Genomic DNA, 25,349 nt, shown 5'->3' on the forward strand with positions numbered 1-25,349 from the left:
TCAGCTCTCGCCGCCCGCGTTGCCGCTGCGGCCCGCCCGCACGTCGTGGAGCTGGTACTTCTCGATCGCCTGACCCGGTGCTCGCCAGTCGACCTCGCCGCGGCGGGCGAGCATCTCCAGGGCGCGGACCGCCACCGACGGACCGTCGATGTGGAAGTACCGGCGTGCCGCCGCACGGGTGTCGGACAGCCCGAACCCGTCCGCGCCCAGGGAGGCGAACTCGCCCGGGACCCACTGCGCGATCTGGTCGGGGACCTGGCGCATCCAGTCGCTCACGGCCACGACCGGGCCAGGGGCGTCCTTGAGCTTCTGCGCGACGTACGGCGTGCGCGCGTCCTCGCCCGGGTTCAGGAAGGCGTGCTCGTCACAGGCCAGCCCGTCGCGGCGCAGCTCGTTCCAGCTGGTCACCGACCACACGTCGGCCACGACCCCGAAGTCGTCCTTGAGGAGCTGCTGGGCCTCCAGGGCCCACGGCACCCCGACCCCGGAGGCGAGGAGCTGGGTCCGCGGACCGTCGCCCTCACCGGCCGAGATCTTGTGCATGCCGCGCAGGATGCCCTCGACGTCGACGCCCTCGGGTTCGGCCGGCATGACCATCGGCTCGTTGTAGACCGTCAGGTAGTAGATGACGTTCTCCGGGTCGTCGCCGTACATGCGGCGCAGACCGTCCTTGACGATGTGACCCATCTCGAAGGCGTAGGCCGGGTCGTAGGACACGACCGCCGGGTTCGTCGCCGCCAGCAGCAGCGAGTGCCCGTCGGCGTGCTGCAGACCCTCACCGGTCAGCGTGGTGCGGCCTGCGGTGGCGCCGATCATGAACCCGCGGGCCATGGTGTCGGCCGCGGCCCAGATGTTGTCGCCCGTGCGCTGGAACCCGAACATCGAGTAGAAGACGTAGATCGGGACCATCGGCTGGCCGTGCGTCGCGTAGGACGAACCGGCCGCGGTGAACGCCGCGAGGGAACCGCCCTCGTTGATGCCGACGTGCAGGATCTGGCCCTCGACGGACTCCTTGTAGGCGAGCATCAGCTCGCGGTCCACGGAGGTGTAGTTCTGCCCGTGCGGGTTGTAGATCTTGATGGTCGGGAAGAGCGAGTCCATCCCGAAGGTGCGGGCCTCGTCGGGGATGATCGGCACCACGCGTGCGCCGAACTCCTTGTCCCGCATCAGGTCCTTGAGCAGCCGGACGAACGCCATCGTGGTGGCGATCTCCTGCTTGCCCGAACCCTTGGCGGCGATCTTGTAGGAGTCGTCGGCGGGCAGGTGCAGCGGGGCGTGCTGCACGCGGCGCTGCGGGACGGGCCCGCCGAGGTCGGCGCGGCGCTTGCGCAGGTACTGGATCGCCTCGTCGCCGTCACCGGGGTGGTAGTACGGCGGACGGTAGGGGTCCTTCTCCAGCTGCTCGTCGGTGATCGGGATCCGCAGCGAGTCGCGCAGGAGCTTGAGGTCCTCCAGCGTCAGCTTCTTCATCTGGTGCGTGGCGTTGCGCCCGGCGAAGTGCGGGCCGAGGCCGTAGCCCTTGATGGTCTTGGCGAGGATGACCGTCGGCTGCCCGGTGTGGTTCATCGCCGCCTGGTAGGCCGCGAACACCTTGCGGTAGTCGTGGCCACCGCGCTTGAGGTTCCAGACCTCGTCGTCGGACATGCCCTCGACGAGCTTGGCGGTCCGCGGGTCGCGGCCGAAGAAGTTCTCCTTGACGAAGGCGCCGTTCTCGGCCTTGAACGTCTGGTAGTCCCCGTCCGGGGTGGCGTTCATGAGGTTCACGAGCGCGCCCTGGTTGTCCTGGGCGAGCAGCGTGTCCCACTCCCGGCCCCACAGGACCTTGATGACGTTCCAGCCCGCGCCGCGGAAGAACGCCTCGAGCTCCTGCACGATCTTGCCGTTGCCGCGCACGGGGCCGTCGAGGCGCTGCAGGTTGCAGTTGACGACGAACGTGAGGTTGTCGAGCTCCTCGTAGGCGGCGAGCTGCGCGAACCCGCGCGACTCCGGCTCGTCCATCTCCCCGTCGCCGAGGAAGGCCCACACGTGCTGCTGCGACGTGTCCTTGAACCCGCGGTTGTGCAGGTACTTGTTGAACTGCGCCTGGTAGATGGCGTTCGCCGGGCCCAGGCCCATCGACACCGTCGGGAACTCCCAGAAGTCCGGCATGAGCCGGGGGTGGGGGTAGGACGACAGGCCGTTCGGAGCCTTGGAGACCTCCTGGCGGAAGCCGTCGAGCTGCTCGGTGCTCAACCGGCCCTCGAGGAAGGCGCGCGCGTAGACGCCGGGGGAGGCGTGGCCCTGGATGAAGACCTGGTCACCGCCGCCCGCGTGGTCCTTGCCGCGGAAGAAGTGGTTGAAGCCCACCTCGTACAGCGTCGCCGAGGAGGCGTACGTCGAGATGTGGCCGCCGACGCCGATGCCGGGCTGCTGGGCGCGGTGCACCATGACCGCGGCGTTCCAGCGGATCCACGCGCGGTAGCGGCGCTCGACCTCCTCGTCCCCGGGGAACCACGGTTCGGACTCGGGGCCGATGGTGTTGATGTAGTCGGTCGCGGTGAGGCTGGGGACGCCGACCTGGCGCTCGCGGGCCCGCTGCAGCAGCTGCAGCATGAGGTAGCGCGCGCGGTTCTGCCCGCGTTCGTCGACGATCCCGTCCAGGGAGGCCAGCCACTCGGCCGTCTCCTCGGGGTCGATGTCCGGCAACTGCGACGGCAGGCCGTTGAGGATGGGGCCCTTGCCGGCGGGCGCGCCCGCTTCATCGCGTCTGGCCACGGTGGTGGTCCTCCCGCATCGGTCGTGGGTCCGCGTCGCCCGGTCCGTGGTGTCGGACCGGTGGGCGCCGGGACCCGGCTGGTGGGATCAGGTTAGGACGGACGTCGGACACGGACCCACCCCGGTCCCCGTGTCCCTGTCCGCCTGCGTCGTGGGGCCCGAGCCGCCGACGTCCACGCGGTGCCCGCCCGCGTAGACGTTGGCGCGGGGCGGGCGCACGAAGCCGAGCAGCGTCATGCCCGCCTCGCGCGCCAGGGAGACCGCGAGGGAGGACGGTGCCGAGACCGCGACGAGGACCGGGACGCCGGCCACGGCGGCCTTCTGGACGAGCTCGAAGGAGGCGCGCCCCGAGACGACGAGGACCGTGCCGCGCAACGGCAGGCGGCCCTCGCGCAGGCCCCAGCCGACCACCTTGTCGACGGCGTTGTGCCGTCCGACGTCCTCGCGCACGCACAGCAGCTCGCCGTCGGCCGAGAACAGGCCCGCCGCGTGCAGGCCGCCCGTGCGGTCGAACGTGGGCTGGGCGGCGCGCAGGGCGTCCGGCAGCCCGGCGAGCACGTCGGCCCGCACCCTGACGTCGTCGTCGTGCACCGGGTCCGGCACCCGCGCCACGACCTCGTCGACGCTGGCCGACCCGCAGACCCCGCAGGCCGACGTCGTCGTGAACGGACGCGCGACCCGGTCCCCGGCGAGGCGGCTGCCCGGTCGGGCGCTGATCTGCAGCAGGTTGTACGTGGGCTCCCCGTCCGGGCCGACGTCCGTGCAGTGCCGCATCGCCACGACGTCGCCGGCCGCGCGGAGCAGGCCCTCGGCGTGCAGGAAGCCCAGCGCGAGCTCGACGTCGTGGCCCGGCGTGCGCATCGTGACGGTCAGCTGCTCGCCGTCCACCTCGAGCTGGAGGGGCTCCTCGACGGCCAGGGTGTCCGCGCGCTCCGTCGCCGACCCGGCGTCGAGGTCGAGGCGGGTCGTGCGCGTGCGGGTCGACGCGGTGGCCACCCCGGCAGCCTCTCACTCTTCTCCGGCGGGGGCCCCGTGGACGCCGCGCACGGGCTCATGGACGGTTCGTGACCGGTCCGTGGCGCGGTTCGTCTTGCGCAGGACACCGCTTCTCCGCTCCACTAGGAGGTCAAGACTGTCGTAGAGCCCCGCCTCCAGGGGTCTCGAGGAAGGTAGGACATCAGTGGGTGCGACCGCGGACCCTGCGGCGGAAGTGGCTGCAGCGGCCAAGCTGGGCTTCAAGTCCGGGCAACTGGTCCAGGAGTACGGCTGGGACGAGCAGGTCGACGAGGACTTCCGGGAGGCGGTCGAGGAGCTCGTCGGCTCCGAGCTCCTCGACGAGGACGCCGACGACGTCGCGGACGTGGTGATCTGCTGGTACCGCGAGGGTGACGGGGATCTCGTCGACGCCCTGGTGGACGCCATCACCAACCTCGCCGACGGCGGGATCGTCTGGCTCCTGACGCCGAAGAAGGGCCGGCCCGGGCACGTGCCGGCCGCCGAGATCGACGAGGCGGCTCCCACGGCGGGTCTGCACGCCACGTCCAGCGTGAGCGCGTGCGCGAACTGGGCCGGGACCCGCATGACGACGCCGAAGAACGGTCGCCGCTGAGCCTGGAGGTCGGGGACGCCTTCCCGGCGCCCGACGCGGTCCTGCCCGACCAGCACGGGGAGCGCGTCCCGCTCCGTGAGCTGTGGGAGAACGGTCCCGCGTTGCTGGTCTGCGTCCCCGCCGCCTTCTCCACGCACTGCACCGCCGAGCTCGGGGCCCTGGCCTTCGAGGTCGACCGGTTCGACGCGGCGGGGGTCCAGCTCGCGGCGCTGTCCTGCGACCCGGTCCCCGCGCTGCGGGCCTGGGCGGACGACCGCGTCCTGCCCTTCCCGCTGCTGAGCGACTTCTGGCCGCACGGCGAGGTCTCGCGCACCCTCGACGCCTTCGACGAGGAGCTCGGGGTCGCCCAGCGGCTCTCCGTCCTCGTCGAGGGCGGTCGGGTGCGGTGGCTGCTGCGCGGCGAGCACGGTGCGCCGCGGTCGCTGGCCGCGCACCTGGCCTGCCTGGAGGGGTGAGCAGGCCGTCGGGACGTCCGCGCCCGTCTGGGCCACCGGGGGCCGGCACTGCGAGACGACGGCGCTCTCGGTGCTCCTGCACGACCGCAACGTCGATCTTCCCGAGGCGTCGCTCTTCGGCCTCGGGGCCGGGTTGTCGTTCGTGCACGGGGACACGCGGTGGGCTCCGTCCCCCTTCCTCGGCGGCCGGGTCAAGCCGTTCGAGCTGACCCGGCGGCTGGCCGCACGCGCCGGGCTGCGGCTCTCGGTGCGCGAGACCTGGTCCGCGCGGGCGGCCCTGACGCACCTGCAGGACGGCCTCGCCGGGTCGCCGGTGGGTCTGCAGCTCGACAGCAGCCGGTTGCCGTACTTCACGAGCTCGGCGCCCTTCGCCGGTCACGTGGTCGCCGCGACCACTCTCGGTGAGGGCCTCGTCCACCTCGTCGACACCGCCCAGCAGGGCGGGCGCGTGAGCGCGAGCCTGCACGACGTCGCCGCCGCCCGGGCCGCCCGGGCCGCTCGAGGCCCGATGTCCGCCCCGCACCGCTCGTTCACCCTCGACGTGCCGGCGGGCAGCCCGCTGCGCACGGGGGACCTCGTCTCGGCCCTCGTCGACGCCGTCGTCGCCTGTGCCGCGGAGTTCCTCGACCCGCCGATCGCGAACGTCGGGCACCGGGGTCTGCGCCTGGCCGCGACGCGGCTCCCCACGTGGTTCGACCGCGTCCACGACCCGGCCCGGGACCTCGTGACGGCCGGGACGCTCGTCGAACGGGCGGCACCGGCGGCGGGCTCTTCCGCCTGCTGCACAGCGAGTTCCTCGCGGACTGCGTCGAGCGCTGCGCCGGGCAGCTGCCCGCCGCGGACGTCGACCGGCTGGCCCGCGGCCGGGACCTGTACGCGCAGGCGGCCGACGGGTGGACGCGGGTGGCCGGGCTGCTCGAGGCAGCGGGACGGGAGCTCGACCCGCGGCCGTTGGAGGAGGCCGGACGGGTCCTGCAGGAGGTCGCCGCGGTCGAGGCGGAGGCGGCGGAACTGCTGCGCGCGGTGGGCCCGGCCGGGTTCGAACCGACGACAGCCGCGGTGTAAACGCGGTGCTCTACCAGCTGAGCTACAGGCCCCACACCGTCCCCAGCCGGGTCCGGCGGCACCACGGTAGCCGCCCGTGACCCGTTAGTGTTCGCCTCCGTGATCCCTGCGGCCCCCTCGCCCGGCGCGGACGCGCCCACCCTCCAGCAGGTGACCGACGCGCTGGAGGCCATGCACCCCCTGGACTGGGCGCAGTCGTGGGACGCCGTCGGGCTGGTCTGCGGAGACCCGGCCGCTCCCGTCCGGCGCATCCACTTCGCCGTCGACCCCACCACCGAGGTCGTCGAGGAGGCGATCGCCGCCGGGGCCGACCTGCTCGTGACCCACCACCCGCTGCTGCTGCGGCCGGTGAACTCGGTGGCTGCGACGACCTTCAAGGGCGGCGTCGTGCACCGGGCGATCACCGCCGGCCTCGCCGTGTACGTCGCCCACACCAACGCCGACGCCGGCGCTCCGGGGGTGTCCGACGCGCTCGCCCGGGTCCTGGACCTCGACGAGCTCGTCCCGCTGGAGCCCCTCCCCGGGCGGCCCGACCTCGGCATCGGGCGGGTCGGGGTCCTCGCCGCCCCCGAGCGCCTCGGCGACTTCGCCGACCGGGTCGCGGCCGCGCTGCCCGAGACCGAGCAGGGCGTCCGCGTCGCCGGCGACCCCGACGCGCTCGTCCGGCGCGTGGCCGTCTGCGGCGGGTCCGGGGACAGCCTCTTCGAGCAGGTCCGCGCCAGCGACGCCGACGTCTACGTGACGGCGGACCTGCGCCACCACCCCGCCTCCGAGGCCCGCGAGCGCGCCGCCTTCGAGGACGGGCGCCCGCACCTCGTCGACGTCGCGCACTGGGCGAGCGAGTGGCCGTGGCTGGCCGGTTGCGCTGACCGCCTCGTCGTCGCGCTGGCCTCGGTCGGCCGTACCGTTGAGGCCCACGTGTCCACCACGCGCACCGACCCCTGGACGTTGCGCGTCCCCAGCCGAGGAGAGTGAGCCGGCGGATGCCCAAGGCTCCGGCGATCGACCAGCAGCGCCTGCTGGACCTGCAAGCCGTCGACACGCGTCTGGCGCAGCTCGCGCACCGCCGCGGGACGCTGCCCGAGCAGACCGAGCTCGACGGACTGGAGAAGGAACGGCGCCGGTCCGGCGACATGCTCGTCGCCGCGCGCACCCTCGTCGGCGACGTCGAGCGGCAGGTGGCCAAGGCCGAGGCCGACGTCGCGCAGGTCCGCGACCGCGCGGCCCGCAACACCAAGCGCCTGGAGTCCGGGACGGGTTCGGCCAAGGACCTGCAGAACCTGCAGCACGAGCTGGAGTCCCTCTCCCGCCGGCAGGGCGTGCTCGAGGACGAGGAACTCGTCGTCATGGAGCGCCTGGAGCAGGTGCAGTTCGCGGCCGCCGAGCTGACCACGACGGACACCGAGCTCGCCGAGCAGATCGCCGACGTCACCGCGCGCCGCGACGCGGCGCTGGCCGAGGTCGCGCAGGAGGAGACGGCCGTCCTGGCCCGCCGCCAGGCGATCGTCATGGGCATCGACGATGCGCTCGTCGCGCTGTACGAGAAGGTCCGGGCCCCGCGCGGGGGTGTCGGTGCGGCCCTGCTGCGCTCGCGCCGCTGCGGCGGGTGCCAGCTCGAGCTCAACGCCTCCGACCTGGCCGGGATCCGCGGGGCGGCCTCGGACGACGTGGTGTTCTGCGAGGAGTGCGGGCGCATCCTGGTGCGCACGGAGGAATCCGGGCTGTGAGCCGCGTCCTGCGGATTGAGGCCGACGGCGGCTCGCGCGGGAACCCCGGCCCCGCCGGGTTCGGCGCGGTCGTCAAGGACGCGGCGACGGGCGAGGTCCTCGCCGAGGTCGCCGAGTCCATCGGCAAGGCGACCAACAACGTCGCCGAGTACCGCGGTCTCATCGCCGGACTCCGTGCGGCGCAGGCGGTCGACCCCGACGCCCGGGTCGAGGTGCGGATGGACTCCAAGCTCGTCGTCGAGCAGATGTCGGGGCGCTGGCAGGTCAAGCACGCCGACATGCGCGTCCTGGCGCAGGAGGCGCGCTCACTCGCCGGGTCCCACGTCGACTACGGCTGGATCCCGCGCGCCCAGAACTCCCACGCCGACCGCCTCGCCAACGAGGCCATGGACGCCGCAGCCGCGGGGCGGCAGTGGCAGCGGGCGACGACGGAACCCGCGGCTGCCCCCGGTCCGGCGTCGGCCGCGTCCCGGGCCGTCGACCCCGACGGGCCGCCGACCACGATCGTCCTCGTGCGGCACGGCTCGACCCTGCTCACCGAGCAGCGCCGCGTCTCGGGTCGCTACGGCGAGGACCCGGAGCTCTCGGAGCGCGGAGTGGCGGAGGCGGAGGCGGCCGCGGCGTGCCGGGAGGTCCAGGGCGCCGACGTCGTCGTGTCCTCGACGATGCGCCGCTCGCGCCAGACGGCCGACGCGATCGCGGAGCGCCTGGGTGTGCGCGTCGTCGTCGACCCGCAGTGGGACGAGACCGACTTCGGCGACTGGGACGGCCTGACGTCCGCGGAGGTCGTCAAGCGGTGGCCGCGGGAGTTCGCGGCCTGGAACGACTCCGGCGACGCCGCGCCGCCCGGCGGGGAGTCCCTGCGCACGGTCGAGCGGCGCGTCCTCGCCGCGCGCGACGAGGTGCTGCGCCGGTGGGCCGGGCAGCGGGTCGTCCTCGTCACGCACGGCGACCCGCTGCGCGTCCTGCTGCGGTCGGTGCTCGGGGCGGGGCCGCAGGTGCAGCGGCGCATCCACGTCGACCCCGGCTCCCGGACGCTCCTGCGCTACCGCGCCGACGGCTCCTCGGAGGTGCTGGCGGTCAACCGCGTCTGAGCGCGGTGCTGGCCCCTCGCGCCGGGGGAGTCCAGCCGGCTGGGCCACCACACGCGGTGGCCCAGCAGGGCGAAGAGCGCCGGCACGAGCACCGTCCGCACGAGCAGCGTGTCCAGCAGGACGCCGATGCCGACGACGACGCCGATCTGCGTCAGGACGATGAGCGGCAGCACCCCGAGCACGGCGAAGACGGCCGCGAGCAGGATCCCGGCGCTCGTGATCACCCCGCCGGTGACGGCGACGCCGACCCGCACGGCCTCGCGCGTGCCGTGCGCCGGGGTCTCCTCGCGGATGCGGGTGACGAGGAAGATGTTGTAGTCGACCCCGAGCGCGACGAGGAACAGCAGCGACAGCAGCGGGACCTGGGTGTCCAGGGCCGGCATCCCGGCGAGCTGCGTGAACACGAGGTAGGCCGCGCCGAGGGCCGCCACGTACGTCGCGAGGACCGTGGCCACCAGCAGCAGCGGCGCCACGATCGAGCGCAGCAGGACCACGAGGACGACCAGGACGACGAGGACGATGAGCGGCGTCACGACCTGCAGGTCGCGGACCGTCGCCGTCCGGACGTCGAGCGCCTCGGCCTCGGTGCCGCCGACGAGCGTCCCGGGAGCGGCCGTGTGCACGGCGTCCCGCAGGGCCTCCACGGTGTCGCGGCTGGCGGCCGTGCCCGGGTCGGCGCTGAGGCGGGCCAGCAGTTCGGTGGTGCCGTCGGCGCTGCGGCCGACGGTCACCCCGTCGACCCCCCGCACGGCCTCGGCAGCGGACTGCACGGCGGCGACGGTGGTGGAGTCGCCACGGACGAGGACCTGGGCGGGCTCGGCGGCCGCGCCGGGGAAGTGCTCGGACAACGTGCGCGAGCCGTCGACGGACTCGGCGCTGACGCGGAACTGCTCGGTCTGGGACAGCCCGAGCGAGGCCCCGGTCAACCCGGCGCCCATGATGCCCAGCAGGACGACCGAGCCCACGACGATGCGGACGGGACGGGCCAGGACGGCTCCGGCGATGCGGGCCCAGACGCCGGTGCGCGTGGTGTCGGTGGACCCGACCGTCGGGACGAAGGGCCAGAACAGCGTGCGGCCGCACACGACGAGGGCGCTGGGCAGCACGAGCAGGCCGAAGACGAAGGCGACCACGATCCCGATGGCGGCGTCGCGCCCGATGGTCCGGTCGCTCGGCAGCACGGCCGCCTGCAGCGTCAGCAGGGCGAGGACGACGGTGACGGCGCTGGCGGCGATGGCCGGCCCGGCCCCGCGCAGCGCGTTGCGCATGGCGGCCCGGCGGTCGGGTTCGCGGCGCAGTTCCTCGCGGTAGCGGGCGATGAGCAGGAGCGCGTAGTCCGTCCCGGCGCCGAAGACGAGGACGCTCGTGATGCCCGTGGCCGAGGGGTCGACCGGGGTCTCGGTGAGGCGCCCGACGAGTTCGAGCAGGCGCGTCGTGACCTGGTCGGCGACGCCCACGACGGCCAGCGGCACGAGCCACAGGACGGGGGAGCGGTAGGTGACGAGCAGCAGGAGCGCGACCACACCGGCCGTGACGAGCAGCAGGCGGGTGTTGGCGCCGGAGAACGAGTCGGCGATGTCCGTGCTGAACGCCGGCCCGCCGGTGACCTCGACCTGCAGGCCGGCGGGCAGGTCCTGCCGGGCCTGGTTGCGCAGGTCCTGGACGGTCGTCGCGAGCTCCTCGCGCGGGACGTCCACGCGGACGGTGCGGGTGACGAGCGCGGCCTCGCCGTCCTCGGAGGGGATCGGGCGGCCCAGGCGCGAGGCGGCGGCGAGGTCGGCGTCGGTGAGGCCGCCGTCGCGGGAGTAGACGACGAGGAGGGCGCCCTGCCCGTCGTCGGGGAGCTGGTCGGCGAGCGCGGCCGCCCGCACGGACTCCGCCGAGGCCGGGGGGCCGCCGGTCGCGGCCGAGGTGCCCTCGGGAGCCGAGCCGGCCACCCCGTTGACGAGCCCGGCGAAGGCGACGGCGGCGAGCAGCACGAGCCAGGCCGTGACGCGGCCGATGAGGAGTCGCACGAGAACCTCTTCCAATTGATCTCTCAGTCACTGAGAAGTCTGGCGTGCGAGCGGTAGGATGGCAAACCGATGAGCATGTACCGACCGCGCGACACCCCGCGGGCCCGCCTGGAGCAGGACGTCGTCGAGGAGCTGCGCGACCTGGCCGCCACGTCCCAGCGGATCGCCGACGTCTTCGCCGCCCGTCACGGCCTGCACCCCACCGACCTCCAGGCCCTCATCCACGTCATGCGCCGGGAGGTCGCCGACGACCCGCTGACGGCGGGGGAGCTCGCGGGCCTGCTCAACGTCACGACGGGCGCGGCGACGGGCGTCGTGGACCGGCTCGAGAAGAAGGGCCACCTGCGCCGGGACCGCAGCGAGACCGACCGGCGCAAGGTCTTCCTGCGCTACGGCGACCCCGGTCAGGAGCTCGCGACGGCGTTCTTCGGGCCCCTCGGCCGGCGCAGCGGCGCGGTCATGGGGGAGTTCGACGACTCAGAGCTCGAGGTCGTCCGCCGGTTCCTCGTCGGCATGCGGGCAGCCTTCGAGGAGCACCACCGCGAGCTGTGAGCCTCAGCGGGTGAGCTGGAGGGCCGCGGTCGCGGCGCTCACGCAGACGACCGCACCGACGAGCCCGAGGAGGGCGAAGCGCGGGAGCGAGATCGTCACCCCGCGGGCCTTGCAGCGGTCCAGCCACAGCAGGGTGGCCAGCGACGCCCACGGCGTGACGAGTGGCCCGAGGTTCACGCCGACGAGCACCGCCAGCAGCCGGTGGGCGCTGCCGGCCAGCGGCTCCACAGCCAGGTAGGCGGGCAGGTTGTCCGCGACGTTCGCCGTGAGGGCGGCCGTCCCGGCCAGCTGCAGGTGGTCGGTGAAGCTCTCACCGGTGCCCGCCAGCGGGCGGAGGAGGTCCTCCAGCCCGTGGACCTGGGCCGCCTCGACGACGAGGAACAGTCCGCTGACGAGGACCACCGTCTGCCAGGGCAGGAGCTTGACGGACAACGCCTCGCGCCGGCGGACGGCGAACACCGCGACGAGCACGACGGCCGCGACGGCCGCCGGGATCGCCGGCGTCACCCCGCTGACGAACGCCGGTGCGAGCAGCAGGCAGACGACGGCCGAGGTCCGGAAGAGCACCGGGTCACGTTCCGGAGCGGGCGGAGGCTCCTCGTAGCTCCCGCGCAGCCGCCGCCGGTAGGTCAGGCCCAGGACGAGGACCGCGCCGAGCAGCCCCGCCAGGAACGGCGCCCACGACAGCGACGTGAACCCCACCGTCCCGCGGACGCCGAAGTCGCGCAGGGTGTCCAGGGCGATGAGGTTCGTCAGGTTCGAGACCGGCAGCAGCAGCGAGGCCGTGTTCGCCAGCCACACCGTCGTGACCGCGAAGGGCAGCGGGTCCAGCCGCAGCTGCGCGGCCAGCGCGAGCACCACCGGGGTCAGCAGGACCGCCGTCGTGTCGAGGGAGAGGACGACCGTGGACAACGTGCCGAGCACGACGACGAGCAGCCACAGCAGCCACGTCCGGCCCCGGCCGATCCGCGCCGCCAGCCGCGCGGCGGCGTCGAACACGCCGGCCGCGTCGGCCAGCTCGGCGACGACCGTCACCGCGAGGAGGAAGGCCAGGACGGGCCCGGCCCGCCCCGCGACCTCGGCGATGTCGTCCCGGCCCAGCAGGCCCGTCACGACGACGACGACCCCGGCGATCCCGCACACCCACCACACGTCAGGCCGCCTCGACTTCCAGGGTCCAGGACGCGCCGCGGCGCGCCGGTTCCAGCAGCTTCGCCTCGAAGTCCTGCGCCACCGCGTCCAGCAGCGCGCCCGGGTCCTTCGGCGGCCGGCCCCCGCGTGTCAGCAGGGCGCGGGCCACCAGCCCACGGGTGTGCTTGGCGTTGTGCGAGACGACCTTGCCGCCCGACAGGACGCGGACGGCGACCGTGCGGGCCGCGGTGGCGGCGTCCGGCACCCACGCCGCCGCGTACGTGCTCGAGCGGCAGTCCACGACGACCCCGGCGGGGTGCAGGACCTCCGTCAGGTGCCGGCGCCAGAAGGCGGCCAGCGGGCCGACCCCCGGCAGCGACGTGCCCATCGACAACCGGTACCCCGGGACCCGGTCGCGCGGCTGCAGGACGCCCCACAGCGCCGAGACGACGAGGACGCGGCGCGCGGCGCTCGCGGGCAGGGACGGCAGGTCGAGCGCGTCGTAGAGGACGCCGGTGTAGACCTGTGCGGCCTTGGCGGTCGGGCGCGTGCGCAGGGTCGTGTTCGCGGCGACGACGTCGGCCAGGCTCGCCCCGGCCCCCAGCAGCTCCGTCGCGTCGGGCCGGGCGGAGACCTCGACCAGCGCGTCGAGCACCTGCTCGCGCGCCGGCGTCAGCTCGGGGTGGGAGAGGGCGTCGAGACGGACCGGGGCTCCGCGTCGCGGCCCCGCCCACTTGGTCTCCGACGGCGGGAGCAGCACGAGCACGAGGGGGGAGCCTAGGGCCTGCCCGGCGCCGGGTCGCTTCCAGATGGCCTAGGCTGGCGCCGGACGAGTCGGCCGGGCGACCGCGTCGACCGGGTTCGCCCGGTCGCCGAGGAAAGTCCGGACTCCACAGGGCAGGGTGGTGGGTAACGCCCACCCGGCGTGAGCCGCGGGACAGTGCCACAGAGAGCAGACCGCCTCCCCGCCCCGGGTCTCCCGGGACGGGGCGGTAAGGGTGAAACGGTGGTGCAAGAGACCACCAGCGCGCTGGGTGACCAGTGTGGCTAGGCAAACCCCACCCGGAGCAAGACCAGACAGGCAGCGTTCGAGGGCGGCCCGCCCGAGCTGCCGGGTAGGTCGCTTGAGGCGTGCGGCAACGCACGTCCTAGAGGGATGGTCGCCACCGCCGGCAACGGCGGTACAGGATCCGGCTTACAGGCCGGCTCGTCCCCTTCCTGGCCTGTTCTCGGGCGACCCGGTCGAAGACCGTCGGCGGCCTGCGCTGGCGGCCCGCTCTTTCGTCGGACCGCCAGGCGCGCGTCACGCCTTGACGATGACCGCCGTGGGCGAGGCGACGCCCGTCAATAGCGACACCTGGTCGTTGTAGTTGCGCACCCGGGCCGTGTTGGTGAAGAGGTCGATGATGAGTCCGACCAGCAGGTACTGCCCCGTGAAGAGGCGCAGGAACGCGATGCCGGTGCGCCCGAGGTAGAACTCGTGCGCTGAAACGCCGCCCAGGAAGAACCACAGCAGCCACATGGTGCCGATGCTCTTGAACTCCGGCTGCACCATCGGCCGGAACGACTGCTGGGGCGCCAGGTGCGCTGCGGCGAAGGGGGCGGGCTGGTTCGCGGTCTGCGGCTGTGCCGGGACTTCGGGGGTGGGCTCGATGGTGGACATGCGCGTCTCCTGGGTCGTGACTGGGTTGCTACTGAGAGTCGCAGTCCACAGCGGGGCGCGGTGACGAAATGGAGAAAGAGGAGTGTCACCCTTTCGGGGGTCGTCTCGCATCGACGAGCATCCGCGTAAAGCTGTCGGGTCCGCCCACCATCTCCAGCTCGCAGCCAGGTCGTCCGTCATCCAGCAGTGCAGCGTTCCTGCACACCCCGCTAGATCACTCGTGGCAGAAGGTCTCCTGCACCGCGGCGACGACGGCGCGGGTCTGCTCGTCGGTGAGCTGGGGCCCGCCGTCTGCCCCGAACAGCGACCCGGCGCTGCTCGACAGCGACGTCGCGTCGTCGCCGCCGGCGAGGAGGCGGCACAGCTCGGCGGCGGCCGCGACGGCCTTGTCCCGGTCGTCGGCCACGCCGGGGGAGATGGTGCTGAGCTGGGCGGCGAGCTCGGTGGTTTGGCCGGCGTCGGGGCTGGCGGTGATCGTCGTCGAGGGCACGTCGGCCGCCGGCGCGCCCTGGGACGGTGCGGGCTGCGTCTCCACCGCAGTGGGGGCGTCACCGGCCGCACTGGCCGTGGAGGACTGGTCGGCCTGCGCCTCCTCGGTGTCCTGGCCGGAGTTGCGGGAGCAGCCCGTGACGAGGACGAGGGCGGCCACGCAGAGCGTGAGGGTGGCGGTGGTGCGCATGCCGGTCTTCTTCCCCGTCCCGAACGCTCGAACCCCCTCAGAGGTCGACGGCGGGCGGGCGCACGTGGGCGTGCCAGAGCCGCGCGAGCCGCGGGTTGTCCGGCACGGGGTGGGCGGGGCACACCACGTCGTGCAGCACCCGCGCGCCGAGGGCGTCCTCGTCGGGCGCGTCGTCGGCGGGGACGGCGCGCCCGTCGCGCACCTCCCAGCGGTCGGCCGCGGGCACGCTCTCGGCGAGCACGGGTTCCTTGGCCAGCCGCACGGGGGCGCCGTCGGCGCCGGGGTAGCGGTGCACGAGGTGGCCGCAGTACCGGCAGTCCTCCTCGGCGTACGGCCGCTGCTCGGCGCGCCGCTGCAGGCGCCGCACGTGCTCCAGGACGGCCGACGTCTGCTGGCCCAGCGTCGGGGGCAGGTCCCCGCCCTCGACGGGGACGGTCGCGGGACGGACGGCGGCGCGCGGGGCGAACTTCTCCCGGCAGGCCGCGCAGACGGCGACCTCGACGCCGAGGCGTTCGCTGACGACGACCTGCGCCTCCTCGCCGCCGGCTCCGCAGAAGGCGCAAACGTCCGGACCACCCACGGGGCCAGTCTGCCGCGACCCGTCCGCGCGGGTGACGCCGAGGGCCGAACGGGTGCAGTGCGCGTCGACGACGGAGCGTCGGGTCACGGCCGCCCCGCAGTGGGACCACGGGCACCGGGCCCGACGAGGGGAGTGCCGTGGTGGGCGACGGGCAGTTCGGGACAGGCGCGCACCGACGGGCGGCCGAGGTCCCGTTCTTCGCGCCAGCCGCGGGGGAGTTCACCGCCGCGTCCTGCGCGCCCGCGCCCAGGTTCGGTGCGCCGCAGCCCGTCGAGTCGGCACCACCCTCGAACTGGCCGCCGGCCCGCACCACCTCGGTGCCGCTGGAACCCGTCGCAGGACTGGGGGCGGCCGCCGTCGTGCTGGCCGCCGTCGTGCTGGCCGCCGTGGTGACCGGGGCGACGCTGCTCACGGGGCTGGTCACCGTCGCGGCCGACGGCAGCCTCGCCGCGACCGTCGTCAGCGGTCTGGGTTCGGTGGCGACCGCGGGTCTGCTGCTGGCGAGTTGGATCGTCGTCGCCCTCTGGCTGGGCCGCGCCCGGCGCTGGGCGTGGTTCGGCTGGATCGTCCCCGTGGCCCTGCTGTTCGTCCCGTTCCAGCTCGTGCACGACGTCTGGGCGGCGTGCCGCGACCGCGTCCGGAACGTCCCCGCCCCGCGCCTGCGCACGTGGTGGGGGTTGTGGCTGTCGGGCGTGGCGGCCTCGAACGCCGCCTCCAGGCTCTCGGACGACGCGTCGTCGGCGACGATCGCCGGGCTGCTGCTGGTGTCCGCGTTCCTCCTCGCGGGCGCAGCCGTCGCGTTCGCCGGTGTCGTGCGCGGCGTCGGTGCGGCGCAGGCGGTCTCCCCGCGCTGACGGTCGTCAGCGCGGGGAACCCCGGTCAGCCGGCGAGGAGCGCGGGCACGACCTCCCGCTCGAACAGCTCCAGGCCGGAGGTGTCGGTCGCGAGCTCGGGGAAGTAGAAGTTCGCGTGCCCCAGGCCGGCGGCCAGGAGGGGACGCAGCTTCTCGACGATCTGCTCCGGCGTCCCGACCCCCACCGCCGAGGACGAGAAGCCGCCCACCTCGCGTTCGGCGGCCTCGGCGCTGACGTACCGCTCCAGGGACGCCTTCCGGGCGGCGATCCGCTCGGCGACCTCCTTCTCGTCCCGGCCGATCGCGACGTTGTAGTCGGCGGTGCGGGTGATGCTCGAGAAGTCGCGGCCGACGTCCTCGCAGTGACCGCGCAGGACCTCGGACTTGTGCGTGAACGTCTCCAGCGACCCGTCGAAGTTCGTGTGCGTCGCGTACTTCGCCGCCGTCTTGAGGGTCTTGCGCTCCCCGCCGCCGGCGATCCACAGCGGGATCCCGCCCGCCTGGACGGGCAGCGGCCGGTTGATGGCACCGGACGTCTGGTAGTGCTTGCCCTCGAACGTCGAGACGCCCTCGGTCCAGAGCTGGCGCATGATCTGCACGCCCTCGTCCAGACGAGCCAGACGTTCTCCGGCCGAGGGGAACCCGTAGCCGTAGGCGAGCCACTCGTGCTCGTACCAGCCGGCGCCGATGCCCATGTTGAGGCGACCACCGGAGATGACGTCCACGGTCGTCGCCACCTTGGCGAGGTAGGCGGGGTTGCGGTAGCTCATGCAGGAGCACATCTGCCCCAGCCGGATCCGCCGCGTGGAGGCGGCGAACGCGGCCATGAGCGACCAGGCCTCGTGCGTGGCCTGGTCCGTGGGTTCGGGAACGGTGTGGAAGTGGTCGTAGACCCAGATCGAGTCCCAGACGTCGCCCTCGTCGGCGTGGCGGGCCAGCCCGCTCATCACGCTCCAGTGGTCGACCGGGTCCACCTGGACGAGGTCGTGCTTCCAGCCCTGCGGCAGGAAGAGTCCGAACGTCAGCCGCGGCGTCGCGTCAGTCATGCGGCGACCCTAGTGCGCCTGGGTCACCACCGGAAGCACCCGTTCCAACGTTGGAGGAACGGGTTCCGGATCAGTTCGCGAGTTCGGCCGCCAGCATCGCCGCACCGATGATCCCGGCGTCGTTGCGCAGCTGCGCCGGGACGATCGGGGCCCGCAGGTCCAGGTGCGGCAGGAACTTCTCGTGCTTCTTGCTGACGCCGCCGCCGACGACGATGAGGTCCGGCCACAGCAGGTCCTCGACGTGGGAGTAGTAGCGCTGCAACCGCTTCGCCCACTGCGACCACGACAGGTCGTGCCGCTCGCGGGCGGAGTCCGCCGCCTTCTTCTCGGCGTCGTGCCCGTCGATCTCGAGGTGGCCGAGTTCGGTGTTCGGCACGAGCCGGCCGTCGACGAACAGCGCGCTGCCGATGCCCGTGCCCAGCGTCGTGACGAGGACGACCCCGCGCACGCCCTTCCCGGCGCCGAAGGTGACCTCGGCGTACCCGGCGGCGTCGGCGTCGTTGACCACGAAGACCTTGCGCCCCAGGGTCTCGGAGAACAGCGTGCCGGCGTCGGTGCCGATCCAGGACTTGTCGACGTTCGCCGCGGTCCGCGCGATGCCGTGCTGGATGACGGCCGGGAACGTGATGCCCACCGGGGTGTCGGCCGGCACGTCGAAACCCGAGATGACCTCGGCCACGACCGGGGCGACGGCGGACGGGGTCGAGGGCTGGGGCGTTTCCTGCCGCACGCGCTCGGCCGCGAAGGCGCCGCCGGTGAGGTCGACCGGCGCCGCCTTGATGCCGGACCCTCCGATGTCGACGCCCAGCCCGGTCGTGCGTCCGGACTCCCGGACCACCGCGGTGCTGGGACGGGCCTGCGGAGTGCTGCTCGGCTGCTCGGTCTCGCTCACGAGCCCGGAGCCTAGGACGAGCAGCGCTCCGCGGCCACGCGGCTCACCGGCCGTAGCCCCCCGAGGAGCTCGCGCCGTAGCCCCCGGTGTCCTTCGGCAGCACGATCCACAGCACGACGTAGACGATGAACTGCGGCCCCGGCAGCAGGCACGACACGAGGAACAGCAGGCGCACGACGTTGGGGGACAGGCCGAAGCGGCGCGCGAGACCGGCGCACACGCCGGCGATCAGCTTGCCGTGGGTCGGTCGGGACAGGACGGGGGCGCTCACGGGTCCTCCTGGCAGGGAACGGGGCGACGGCGGCAGCCGTCGGGAGGCGCAACGCTCGAGCACCCCGCCGTGTCCCGCACCCGGGGATGATCTTCGCCCCGTCCGGTCCGACCAGGGGACTACGGGAGGGTGAGGATCTCCGCGCCGGTCTCGGTGACGACGATCGTGTGCTCGAACTGCGCGGTGCGCCGACGGTCCTTGGTGACGACCGTCCAGCCGTCCTCCCACATGTCCCACTCGTGGGTGCCCAGCGTCAGCATCGGCTCGATGGTGAAGACCATGCCGGGTTCCATGACCGTGGCGTGCTGGGGCGCCGAGTCGTAGTGGGGGACCACGAGGCCGGAGTGGAACGCCGGCCCGACGCCGTGACCGGTGAAGTCGCGGACGACGCCGTAACCGAAGCGCGCCGCGTACTTCTCGATGACCCGGCCGACGACGTTGACGGCCCGCCCGGGCGCGACGGCCTTGATGCCCCGCACCGTCGCCTCCCGGGTGCGCTCGACGAGCAGGCGCGACTCCTCGTCGACGTCACCGCACAGGAACGTGGCGTTGTTGTCGCCGTGCATGCCGTCGAGGTAGGCCGTGACGTCGATGTTGACGATGTCGCCGTCGGCCAGCACGGTCGAGTCGGGGATCCCGTGGCAGATGACCTCGTTGAGGCTGCTGCACAGCGCCTTCGGGAACCCGCGGTAGCCCAGGGTCGAGGGGTAGGCGCCGTGGTCGCAGAGGAACTCGTGGCCGATGCGGTCCAGCTCGTCCGTCGTCGCGCCCGGCACGACGTGCTCGCCGACCAGGGCCAGGGCCTGCGCCGCGAGCTGGGAGGCCCGGCGGATCCGCTCGACGCCCTCGGGGTCGATGACGTGCGAACCGGTGTACTGCGCGGGCGCGGGACGGTCGACGTACTCGGGCCGCGCGATGCTCGCCGGGACCGGCCGGCGCGGGGAGATCGTGCCGGGCTCCAGCGTGCCCAGTGGTGCGGTGGAGGTCCCGGTGCTCATGGGGGGCGAGTCTAGGTCCGGCTCCCGGGGTCCCCGTGCGCTGCCGGGGCGCGACCGCGGGGGCGACGCGCCAGGATGCGTGCATGAGCACGCAGTGGTTCTACGACACGAGCACCGGCCAGGTGCAGGAGCTGGAGCACAAGGGGCAGCAGAAGGACCTGCTGGGCCCCTACGCCACGCGCGAGGAGGCTGAGCAGGCCCTCGAGCGGGCGAAGGTGCGCACCGAGGAGAACGACCGGCGCGACCGCGAGGAGGACGACTGGTGACGGCCTGACGGGGCGTGCGGGTCGGGGAGGTCCCTGAGCGGCACCTCGGGGACTTCCCGCACGTCGACCCGGAGACCGCGACGACCGGCGTACGGGGCGTCACGAGCTCTCCACCGAGGGGTGGATGCCCACCGGCGCCGGGTCGGCGAGGATCGGACGACCGCCCACGGCGACGCCGGGAGGGACCGACCTAGGATCGGTCCCTGCCCGGGGGAGGCGCGGGTGGCACGCAGATCGAGGACGAGGGGAACCGCCTGATGTCGGAGTCGCTGGACCTGAGCAAGCCGCTGAACCCGCCGGCCGGGGCGAGCGCGCCCGCCGCGACGACGTCGGACCTGCAGCTCACCCCGCCCGCGCCCGTGCCCGTCGTCGCCGACGACACCGCCGAGGGGATGATCCCGCTCGACGAGGCGACCAAGGTGGAGCTGAACCGCAAGGCCCAGGCGTTCGTCGCCGACCTCGCGGCCCAGGACCCGCGCAGCCCGGCCTTCCAGAAGAAGGTCGACGACATCACGCGCATGGGGGAGCAGGAGGTCCGCTCCTCCGCGCAGGTCTCCAACCGCATGCTCGAACGCCCGCAGTCCAGCCTCGCGGGCGCCAAGGGCCAGAAGGCCTCCGGTCCCGGCGCCGACGCGCAGGTGAAGGTCGCCAACACCCTGCTCGAACTGCGGCAGACCGTCACCGACCTCGACCCCGGCCGCGCCGACCTGCGGGGCGCGAAGAAGCTCCTCGGGGTCATCCCGTTCGGGAACAAGATCCAGCGGTACTTCGAGCGCTACCAGGACGCCCAGTCCCAGCTCGACGCCATCATCAAGGCCCTGGCGAGCGGTCAGGACGAGCTGCGCAAGGACAACGCGTCCATCGAGTCCGAGAAGCAGAACCTCTGGACGACGATGGGCAAGCTCACCGAGTACGCGACGCTGGCCAAGGCCCTCGACGCCGCGACGGTCGCCAAGATCGACGAACTGCGCGTCAGCAACCCCCAGGCCGCGGACGCGCTCACGTCCGACGCGCTGTTCCCGATCCGGCAGCGCCACCAGGACCTGCTGACCCAGCTCGCCGTGAGCGTGCAGGGGTACCTGGCGCTGGACCTGGTGCGCAAGAACAACATCGAACTCATCAAGGGTGTCGACCGGGCCCAGACCACGACGGTCGCGGCCCTGCGGACCGCCGTCATCGTGGCGCAGGCGCTGGCGAACCAGAAGCTGGTGCTCGACCAGATCAACGCCCTCAACACGACGACGAACCAGATGATCCTGTCGACGTCGGAGATGCTCAAGCAGCAGACCGGTCAGATCCACCAGCAGGCCTCCACCGCGATGGTCGACGTCGCCACGTTGCAGAAGGCGTTCGACAACGTGTTCTCGACGATGGACGCGATCGACACGTTCAAGCAGCAGGCCGTGGTCAGCATGGCCAGCACCGTCGACGCCCTCGAGGGGCAGGTGCACCGCTCGCGGTCCTACCTCGAGCGGGCCCGCAACGGTGAGCAGGGCGCCGGTCCGGCCCTGGAAGGCCCCCGGTGAGTTCGGTGGCCCCACCCCGTGGGGAGACGGACCGTCGACCGTCCCGTGCCCTGCGGCGCGCGGTCGTCGAGGGCAGGGTCGTCCGTCGCGGTGGGCGTCGCGGCGACCGCAGGGGCGGGTCCTCGCGGGCCGTCGCCCCGCCCGAAGTCGTCTCGCGGAGGTTGCGCAGCCGGACGTGGCGGGCGGCGAACTCGTGGTGGCTCGCCATCCCGGCCGTCGGGCTGCAGTGGTTGTCGTTCCTGTACATGGGCCTGCGCGGCCGCCATCCGCTGTGGGTCCTGTCGGCCCTCGGGTACTTCGTGGCCAACGGGGCCGCGTTCGCCCTCCTCTCGAGGGACGCGTTCGTGTGGGACGTGCTCGGTGGGCTGCTGCTCACCGGCACCTGGGGTCTGGGACTGGTGCACTCGGTCATGGCGAACTCGACGTGGTTGCGGATCAAGGCGGCGTTCACGGGGGAGGAGCTCGCTCCGGCACCGGCGCCCGCGCCGGTCGAACCGGCACCGCCCGCCGACCCCGTCGTCGCGCTGCAGGAGCGGTTGCACGACGTGGTCCGCACGGCCAACCGCAACGGGGGCCGGCTGCCCGACGGCGCCGTCCCGGCCGTGCGCGAGGTCGAGGACGTCCTCAAGCCGCTGCTCGCGCACGTGGCCAAGCGGGGCGCGGACGTCGAGGAGCTGCACAACCTCGAGGCCATCGTGACCGAGTACCTGCCCGGAGCGCTCGAGCACTACCTCGACCTGCCCGAGGAGTACGCGCTCACCAACCGCGGTCCGGGCGGGACGACGCCGGCCGAGGAGCTCGTCGCCCAGCTGCGCCTGCTGGTCGACGGGGCGAAGGACCTGCAGCGCGCCGTGTACGACCAGGACGCGCGCAAGCTGGCCGTGCAGGGCCGGTTCCTCGACGCCAAGTTCCGCCGCAGCGACCTGGACCTGTAGGGATCGGAGGCAGACCGGTGGGAGTCGAACTCGGCAAGGGCGGCGACCGCGAGCGCCCGGCCGCCACGCAGCAGGCCCCGGCGCCCGCGCCCGAGGTGCGCGCCGACGGGACGCTCGCGCGCACGACGCCCCCGCCCGCGCCGTACGAGAAGCGCGAGCCGTCGGTGCCGGAGAGCGACGACGCGAAGGGGCTCAGCCCGCAGGCGATGGGCCTGGTCAACGCCCTCTGGACGGCCGCCTGGATCGTCGCCTTCGCCAACCACGTGGCGTGGCTCGGACTGGCCATGCTCTTCACCCAGGGTGCGGTCATGGCCTACGTGAAGAAGGAGGGCATCCCCTGGGCCGGCGCGAACCGCGAGGCCCTGCGCGCCCGTCGCCTCGAACGGCACCGGCTGCGCTCGGAGCGGCACCGCCCGCCAGCCGTCGAGACGCCGGCGCCGCCGGTCCTGCCCGATCCCGTCTCCACCGCCGAACGCGCCCTCGCCGGCGCCGTCGTGCGGGCCGAGACCTCCGGCGGCCGGATGGACGCCGGCTCCGTCGAGCTGGTCCGCGAGGTGGACCGCCTGCTGCGCCCCCTGCTGGCTCAGCTGCGCACCCGCGAGGCGGACCCGCAGGTCCGGCACGACCTCGAGACCCTCGCGGGCGAGCACCTGCCGCGCACGGTCGACGACTACCTCGTCCTGCCCGACGACTACGCGCACGAGCACCGGACGTCCGCCGGGACGACGCCGGCCGACGAGCTGCGCAGCCAGCTGCTGCTCCTCGTCGAGGGGTGCAAGCAGCTGCGCGACGCCGTCCTGTCCCGCGACGTCGACCGCCAGCAGCAGCAGAGCCGCTTCCTCGAGGCCAAGTTCCGCCGCAGCGACCTGGACCTGTGAGCACGGCGTGGGCGTCGAGCTGAGCAAGCCGGGCAGGCCGGACGAGCCCCCGCCACGGGTGGTGCCACCGGGCACCGCGGTCGAGCAGGTGGGTCTCGACCAGCTCGAACCCCGCCTCGGCACCGACCTGCCCGTCCTGGGGTTCGTCCCCGACCCCGTCTTCCAGCTCATCCGCTGGGTCGGCCTCGGCGGGTGGATCACGCTCTACGCCACGCTCGGACCGCACGGCCTGTGGTGGGTCGGGTTCCTGGCCATGTGGGCCTGGATCGCCCTCGAGGTCGCGCACGACAACGAGGCGCGGCGCCGACGTCGGCTGCGGCGGCACTACCGGCGAGCCCTGCGGACGGGGCAGGTCGTCCTGGGTGTCGCCCCCGTCCGGACCCCCGCTCGGAGCTCGCCGCGGCCGGTCCCGCCACCCCCGCCCCCACCGGCCTGGGACGGTTCGCCGGCCGGTGCGCTCGCGGCCACGGTCGCCCGCGTCGACGCCAGCGGCCGCTTCGCCGACGCCGAGCGCGCGCTCGTCCACGAGGTCGCCGACCTCCTCGGCCCGCTGCTGCGCCGGATCGCCGATCGCGGGGCCGACCCGCAGGTCCGGCACGACCTCGAGACCCTCGCGGCCGAGCACCTGCCGCGCACGGTCGAGGACTTCCTCTCGCTGCCCGACGACGTCGCCCGCGGGCACCGCGACGGCGGCGGCCTGACACCGGCGGACGAGCTGCGCAACCAGCTGCACCTGCTCGTCGAGGGCTGCCGCCGGCTGCGCGAGGCGGTCCTGGCCGCCGACGTGGACCGGCAGCGCCAGCAGAGCCGCTTCCTGGAGGCGAAGTTCCGTGGCGGGGACCTGCAGCTCTAGGTGATCCGCACGGGAGGCACCCGGTGCGGTAGGAAGGGATCATGACGCTCGACGTCCAGCTCGTCGGCTCCACGACCCAGATGGCCGTGGTGACCCTGCGCCCCGGCCAGACGGTCTACTGCGAGGCCGGCAAGTTCCTGTTCTCCTCCGGCGACGTCGTCATGGAGACGAAGCTGTCGGCCCCGAGCGACCCGAACGGCAAGGACTCCGGCGGGGGCGGCGGCTTCGGCGGCCTGCTGCGCGGCGCCGCGAACGCCGGCAAGCGGATGCTGGCGGGGGAGTCCTTCGCCTTCCAGCACTTCCACACCCCCGGCGGGGACGGTCTGCTCGGCCTCGCCGGCGTCCTGCCCGGCGAGATGCGCCACCTCGAGCTCGACGGGTCGACGACGTGGTTCGCCGAGAAGGACGCGTTCGTGGCCGCCGAGGCGGGCGTGCACTTCGACATCGCCTTCTCCGGGTTCGGGCAGGGCGCCATGGGCGGGGAGGGCTTCATCCTCGAGAAGTTCACCGGCCGCGGCTCCCTGCTCATCGCCGGGGCCGGCGACTTCATCGACATCAACCCCGCCGACTACGGCGGCACGATCCGCGTCGACACCGGCTGCATCGTCGCCTGGGACGACCGGATCAGCTACGGCGTCGAGACCGTCGGCCGGCTCAACCGGCAGGGGATCATGAGCGCCGTCTTCGGTGGCGAGGGCCTGACCCTGGCCACGTTGCGCGGCAACGGCCGCGTCATCCTGCAGTCCGTGACCATCGAGGCCTTCGCCAAGGCCCTCGTGAAGAACAGCGCCAAGCCCGACCAGCAGGGCGTCGGCGCGATCGGTGGCCTGTTCGGCGGATCGCGCGACTAGAACGGGCACTTCCCGGGGCCGGTGATCGTTGGCCCACCGTCAGCACTACTCGCAGAAGGAGCGACACACCATGGGCGTCAGCCTCAGCAAGGGCGGAAACGTCTCCCTGTCCAAGGAAGCGCCGGGCATGACCAAGGCGGTCGTCGGGCTCGGCTGGGACGCGAACTCCTTCACGGGCTCGGAGTTCGACCTGGACGCGCAGGCCATCATGGTCGGCGCGAACGGCAAGGTCCCCAACGACGGCTTCTTCGTCTTCTTCAACCAGCTGAAGTCCCCCGAGGGCTCGGTCGAGCACACCGGTGACAACCGCACCGGTGAGGGCGACGGCGACGACGAGGCGATCAACGTCAACCTCGCGACCGTCCCGGCCGAGATCGACAAGATCGTCTTCACCGTCGCCATCTACGACGCCGACACCCGCAAGCAGTCCTTCGGCCAGGTCCGCAACGCGTACGTCCGCGTCGTGAACGCCGAGGGCGGCACCGAGGTCGCGCGCTACGACCTGTCCGAGGACGCCTCGACCGAGACCGCCATGGTCTTCGGCGAGCTGTACCGCAACGGCAGCGACTGGAAGTTCCGCGCCGTCGGCCAGGGCTACGCCAACGGTCTGCGCGGCATCGCGTCGGACTTCGGCGTCAGCGTCTGACGACTCCTCG

26 protein-coding genes, 1 tRNA gene, 1 other RNA gene and 1 pseudogene are annotated in these 25,349 nt (G+C 73.3%); 16 read left to right on the forward strand and 13 right to left on the reverse strand.

The window, feature by feature from the left end:
* Entirely contained in the window at positions 1 to 2,754 is a 2,754-nt protein-coding gene (aceE, locus tag ACFEMC_RS07115; protein ID WP_380174923.1) for a pyruvate dehydrogenase (acetyl-transferring), homodimeric type, read from the reverse strand.
* 87 nt (positions 2,755 to 2,841) lie between these two features.
* Positions 2,842 to 3,750 (reverse strand): formate dehydrogenase accessory sulfurtransferase FdhD, encoded by a 909-nt coding sequence (gene fdhD / locus ACFEMC_RS07120; protein ID WP_380174926.1) that lies wholly within the window; start codon positions 3,748 to 3,750, stop codon positions 2,842 to 2,844.
* 184 nt (positions 3,751 to 3,934) lie between these two features.
* Here fdhD and ACFEMC_RS07125 point away from each other — a divergent pair, with 184 nt between their 5' ends.
* The 3 genes and pseudogenes from ACFEMC_RS07125 to ACFEMC_RS07135 all read left to right on the forward strand — a co-directional run bounded on the left by ACFEMC_RS07125 (position 3,935) and on the right by ACFEMC_RS07135 (position 5,883).
* A complete protein-coding gene (locus ACFEMC_RS07125) occupies positions 3,935 to 4,363 on the forward strand; it encodes a DUF3052 domain-containing protein (protein WP_380174928.1) in 429 nt (142 codons plus the stop codon).
* Positions 4,309 to 4,818, forward strand: a complete 510-nt coding sequence (locus ACFEMC_RS07130; RefSeq protein ID WP_380174931.1) for a redoxin domain-containing protein — start codon at positions 4,309 to 4,311, stop codon at positions 4,816 to 4,818. The genes ACFEMC_RS07125 and ACFEMC_RS07130 overlap by 55 nt, the downstream gene beginning before the upstream one ends.
* 70 nt (positions 4,819 to 4,888) lie before the next feature.
* A pseudogene (locus ACFEMC_RS07135) lies at positions 4,889 to 5,883 on the forward strand (BtrH N-terminal domain-containing protein).
* Here the strand turns inward: ACFEMC_RS07135 and ACFEMC_RS07140 are convergent.
* Positions 5,843 to 5,915 (reverse strand) — tRNA-Val (locus ACFEMC_RS07140). The pseudogene ACFEMC_RS07135 and the gene ACFEMC_RS07140 sit on opposite strands and share 41 nt — an antisense overlap.
* Positions 5,916 to 6,033: 118 nt before the next feature.
* On the opposite strand from ACFEMC_RS07140, the gene ACFEMC_RS07145 reads away from it, so the two are divergent.
* From ACFEMC_RS07145 to ACFEMC_RS07155, 3 genes are read left to right on the forward strand one after another with little or no spacing between them, the layout of a single operon-like run.
* Complete coding sequence (locus ACFEMC_RS07145; protein ID WP_380174933.1) at positions 6,034 to 6,858, forward strand: Nif3-like dinuclear metal center hexameric protein; 825 nt, start codon at positions 6,034 to 6,036, stop codon at positions 6,856 to 6,858.
* A gap of 8 nt (positions 6,859 to 6,866) precedes the next feature.
* A complete protein-coding gene (locus tag ACFEMC_RS07150) occupies positions 6,867 to 7,610 on the forward strand; it encodes a zinc ribbon domain-containing protein (RefSeq protein WP_380174936.1) in 744 nt (247 codons plus the stop codon).
* Positions 7,607 to 8,704, forward strand: a complete 1,098-nt coding sequence (locus ACFEMC_RS07155) for a bifunctional RNase H/acid phosphatase (protein WP_380174938.1) — start codon at positions 7,607 to 7,609, stop codon at positions 8,702 to 8,704. The genes ACFEMC_RS07150 and ACFEMC_RS07155 overlap by 4 nt, the downstream gene beginning before the upstream one ends.
* Here the strand turns inward: ACFEMC_RS07155 and ACFEMC_RS07160 are convergent.
* Entirely contained in the window at positions 8,656 to 10,719 is a 2,064-nt protein-coding gene (locus tag ACFEMC_RS07160) for an MMPL family transporter (protein WP_380174940.1), read from the reverse strand. The genes ACFEMC_RS07155 and ACFEMC_RS07160 overlap by 49 nt on opposite strands.
* 69 nt (positions 10,720 to 10,788) lie before the next feature.
* On the opposite strand from ACFEMC_RS07160, the gene ACFEMC_RS07165 reads away from it, so the two are divergent.
* Entirely contained in the window at positions 10,789 to 11,271 is a 483-nt protein-coding gene (locus ACFEMC_RS07165) for a MarR family winged helix-turn-helix transcriptional regulator (protein WP_380174942.1), read from the forward strand.
* A gap of 3 nt (positions 11,272 to 11,274) precedes the next feature.
* On the opposite strand, the gene ACFEMC_RS07170 is transcribed toward ACFEMC_RS07165, so the two are convergent.
* Both ACFEMC_RS07170 and ACFEMC_RS07175 read right to left on the reverse strand, forming a co-directional pair.
* Positions 11,275 to 12,414 (reverse strand): SLC13 family permease, encoded by a 1,140-nt coding sequence (locus tag ACFEMC_RS07170; protein ID WP_380174944.1) that lies wholly within the window; start codon positions 12,412 to 12,414, stop codon positions 11,275 to 11,277.
* A gap of 10 nt (positions 12,415 to 12,424) precedes the next feature.
* Positions 12,425 to 13,168, reverse strand: coding sequence for a YaaA family protein (locus ACFEMC_RS07175; protein WP_380174946.1), 744 nt, complete (start codon positions 13,166 to 13,168; stop codon positions 12,425 to 12,427).
* 64 nt (positions 13,169 to 13,232) lie between these two features.
* Between ACFEMC_RS07175 and rnpB the strand changes: the two genes are divergently transcribed.
* An RNA gene (gene rnpB / locus ACFEMC_RS07180) (RNase P RNA component class A) lies at positions 13,233 to 13,616 on the forward strand.
* An 89-nt stretch (positions 13,617 to 13,705) separates the two neighbouring features.
* On the opposite strand, the gene ACFEMC_RS07185 is transcribed toward rnpB, so the two are convergent.
* The 3 genes from ACFEMC_RS07185 to ACFEMC_RS07195 form a co-directional block, all read right to left on the reverse strand.
* Positions 13,706 to 14,065, reverse strand: a complete 360-nt coding sequence (locus tag ACFEMC_RS07185; RefSeq protein ID WP_380174948.1) for a TM2 domain-containing protein — start codon at positions 14,063 to 14,065, stop codon at positions 13,706 to 13,708.
* Between the two features lie 214 nt (positions 14,066 to 14,279).
* The gene (locus tag ACFEMC_RS07190; protein ID WP_380174950.1) at positions 14,280 to 14,744 is read right to left on the reverse strand and encodes a DUF732 domain-containing protein; all 465 of its coding nucleotides are present in this window, start codon (positions 14,742 to 14,744) and stop codon (positions 14,280 to 14,282) included.
* A gap of 37 nt (positions 14,745 to 14,781) precedes the next feature.
* The gene (locus ACFEMC_RS07195) at positions 14,782 to 15,411 is read right to left on the reverse strand and encodes a DUF6083 domain-containing protein (protein WP_380174952.1); all 630 of its coding nucleotides are present in this window, start codon (positions 15,409 to 15,411) and stop codon (positions 14,782 to 14,784) included.
* A gap of 53 nt (positions 15,412 to 15,464) precedes the next feature.
* Here ACFEMC_RS07195 and ACFEMC_RS07200 point away from each other — a divergent pair, with 53 nt between their 5' ends.
* On the forward strand, positions 15,465 to 16,178 hold the full coding sequence (locus ACFEMC_RS07200) for a DUF4328 domain-containing protein (protein ID WP_380174954.1): 714 nt from the start codon (positions 15,465 to 15,467) through the stop codon (positions 16,176 to 16,178).
* A gap of 25 nt (positions 16,179 to 16,203) precedes the next feature.
* Here the strand turns inward: ACFEMC_RS07200 and ACFEMC_RS07205 are convergent, their stop codons facing one another.
* The 4 genes from ACFEMC_RS07205 to map all read right to left on the reverse strand — a co-directional run bounded on the left by ACFEMC_RS07205 (position 16,204) and on the right by map (position 19,384).
* Positions 16,204 to 17,202, reverse strand: coding sequence for an LLM class F420-dependent oxidoreductase (locus ACFEMC_RS07205; RefSeq protein ID WP_380176648.1), 999 nt, complete (start codon positions 17,200 to 17,202; stop codon positions 16,204 to 16,206).
* A 91-nt stretch (positions 17,203 to 17,293) separates the two neighbouring features.
* Positions 17,294 to 18,061 carry a polyphosphate--glucose phosphotransferase gene (ppgK, locus tag ACFEMC_RS07210; protein ID WP_380176650.1) on the reverse strand — a complete coding sequence of 256 codons (768 nt, stop codon included), beginning with the start codon at positions 18,059 to 18,061 and terminating at the stop codon, positions 17,294 to 17,296.
* A 97-nt stretch (positions 18,062 to 18,158) separates the two neighbouring features.
* The gene (locus ACFEMC_RS07215) at positions 18,159 to 18,371 is read right to left on the reverse strand and encodes a PspC domain-containing protein (RefSeq protein ID WP_380176652.1); all 213 of its coding nucleotides are present in this window, start codon (positions 18,369 to 18,371) and stop codon (positions 18,159 to 18,161) included.
* Positions 18,372 to 18,505: 134 nt separating this feature from the next.
* Positions 18,506 to 19,384 (reverse strand): type I methionyl aminopeptidase, encoded by an 879-nt coding sequence (map, locus tag ACFEMC_RS07220; RefSeq protein WP_380174956.1) that lies wholly within the window; start codon positions 19,382 to 19,384, stop codon positions 18,506 to 18,508.
* 83 nt (positions 19,385 to 19,467) lie between these two features.
* Here map and ACFEMC_RS07225 point away from each other — a divergent pair, with 83 nt between their 5' ends.
* The 7 genes from ACFEMC_RS07225 to ACFEMC_RS07255 all read left to right on the forward strand — a co-directional run bounded on the left by ACFEMC_RS07225 (position 19,468) and on the right by ACFEMC_RS07255 (position 25,339).
* Positions 19,468 to 19,650, forward strand: a complete 183-nt coding sequence (locus tag ACFEMC_RS07225; protein ID WP_380174958.1) for an SPOR domain-containing protein — start codon at positions 19,468 to 19,470, stop codon at positions 19,648 to 19,650.
* Between the two features lie 257 nt (positions 19,651 to 19,907).
* Positions 19,908 to 21,176, forward strand: coding sequence for a toxic anion resistance protein (locus ACFEMC_RS07230; RefSeq protein WP_380174960.1), 1,269 nt, complete (start codon positions 19,908 to 19,910; stop codon positions 21,174 to 21,176).
* A 5-nt stretch (positions 21,177 to 21,181) separates the two neighbouring features.
* A complete protein-coding gene (locus tag ACFEMC_RS07235) occupies positions 21,182 to 22,111 on the forward strand; it encodes a hypothetical protein (RefSeq protein WP_380174962.1) in 930 nt (309 codons plus the stop codon).
* 17 nt (positions 22,112 to 22,128) lie between these two features.
* Positions 22,129 to 22,989, forward strand: a complete 861-nt coding sequence (locus tag ACFEMC_RS07240) for a hypothetical protein (RefSeq protein WP_380174964.1) — start codon at positions 22,129 to 22,131, stop codon at positions 22,987 to 22,989.
* Positions 22,990 to 23,077: 88 nt separating this feature from the next.
* The gene (locus ACFEMC_RS07245; RefSeq protein ID WP_380174966.1) at positions 23,078 to 23,842 is read left to right on the forward strand and encodes a hypothetical protein; all 765 of its coding nucleotides are present in this window, start codon (positions 23,078 to 23,080) and stop codon (positions 23,840 to 23,842) included.
* 41 nt (positions 23,843 to 23,883) lie between these two features.
* Positions 23,884 to 24,693 carry an AIM24 family protein gene (locus ACFEMC_RS07250; RefSeq protein WP_380174968.1) on the forward strand — a complete coding sequence of 270 codons (810 nt, stop codon included), beginning with the start codon at positions 23,884 to 23,886 and terminating at the stop codon, positions 24,691 to 24,693.
* A 70-nt stretch (positions 24,694 to 24,763) separates the two neighbouring features.
* Positions 24,764 to 25,339 carry a TerD family protein gene (locus ACFEMC_RS07255; protein WP_367635961.1) on the forward strand — a complete coding sequence of 192 codons (576 nt, stop codon included), beginning with the start codon at positions 24,764 to 24,766 and terminating at the stop codon, positions 25,337 to 25,339.
* The last annotated feature ends 10 nt before the right edge of the window (positions 25,340 to 25,349 follow it).

The sequence above is a fragment of the Kineococcus sp. DHX-1 genome, assembly GCF_042473625.1.
GTDB lineage: Bacteria > Actinomycetota > Actinomycetes > Actinomycetales > Kineococcaceae > Kineococcus.

Excerpts from the sequence above, each read along its gene's own strand:
- ACFEMC_RS07150 (WP_380174936.1), top strand. The coding sequence starts at position 6,867 with ATGCCCAAGGCTCCGGCGATCGACCAGCAGCGCCTGCTGGACCTGCAA.
- ACFEMC_RS07165 (WP_380174942.1), top strand. The coding sequence starts at position 10,789 with ATGAGCATGTACCGACCGCGCGACACCCCGCGGGCCCGCCTGGAGCAG.
- ACFEMC_RS07185 (WP_380174948.1), bottom strand. The coding sequence starts at position 14,065 with ATGTCCACCATCGAGCCCACCCCCGAAGTCCCGGCACAGCCGCAGACC.
- ACFEMC_RS07190 (WP_380174950.1), bottom strand. The coding sequence starts at position 14,744 with ATGCGCACCACCGCCACCCTCACGCTCTGCGTGGCCGCCCTCGTCCTC.
- map (WP_380174956.1), bottom strand. The coding sequence starts at position 19,384 with ATGAGCACCGGGACCTCCACCGCACCACTGGGCACGCTGGAGCCCGGC.
- ACFEMC_RS07225 (WP_380174958.1), top strand. The coding sequence starts at position 19,468 with ATGAGCACGCAGTGGTTCTACGACACGAGCACCGGCCAGGTGCAGGAG.
- ACFEMC_RS07230 (WP_380174960.1), top strand. The coding sequence starts at position 19,908 with ATGTCGGAGTCGCTGGACCTGAGCAAGCCGCTGAACCCGCCGGCCGGG.
- ACFEMC_RS07250 (WP_380174968.1), top strand. The coding sequence starts at position 23,884 with ATGACGCTCGACGTCCAGCTCGTCGGCTCCACGACCCAGATGGCCGTG.
- ACFEMC_RS07255 (WP_367635961.1), top strand. The coding sequence starts at position 24,764 with ATGGGCGTCAGCCTCAGCAAGGGCGGAAACGTCTCCCTGTCCAAGGAA.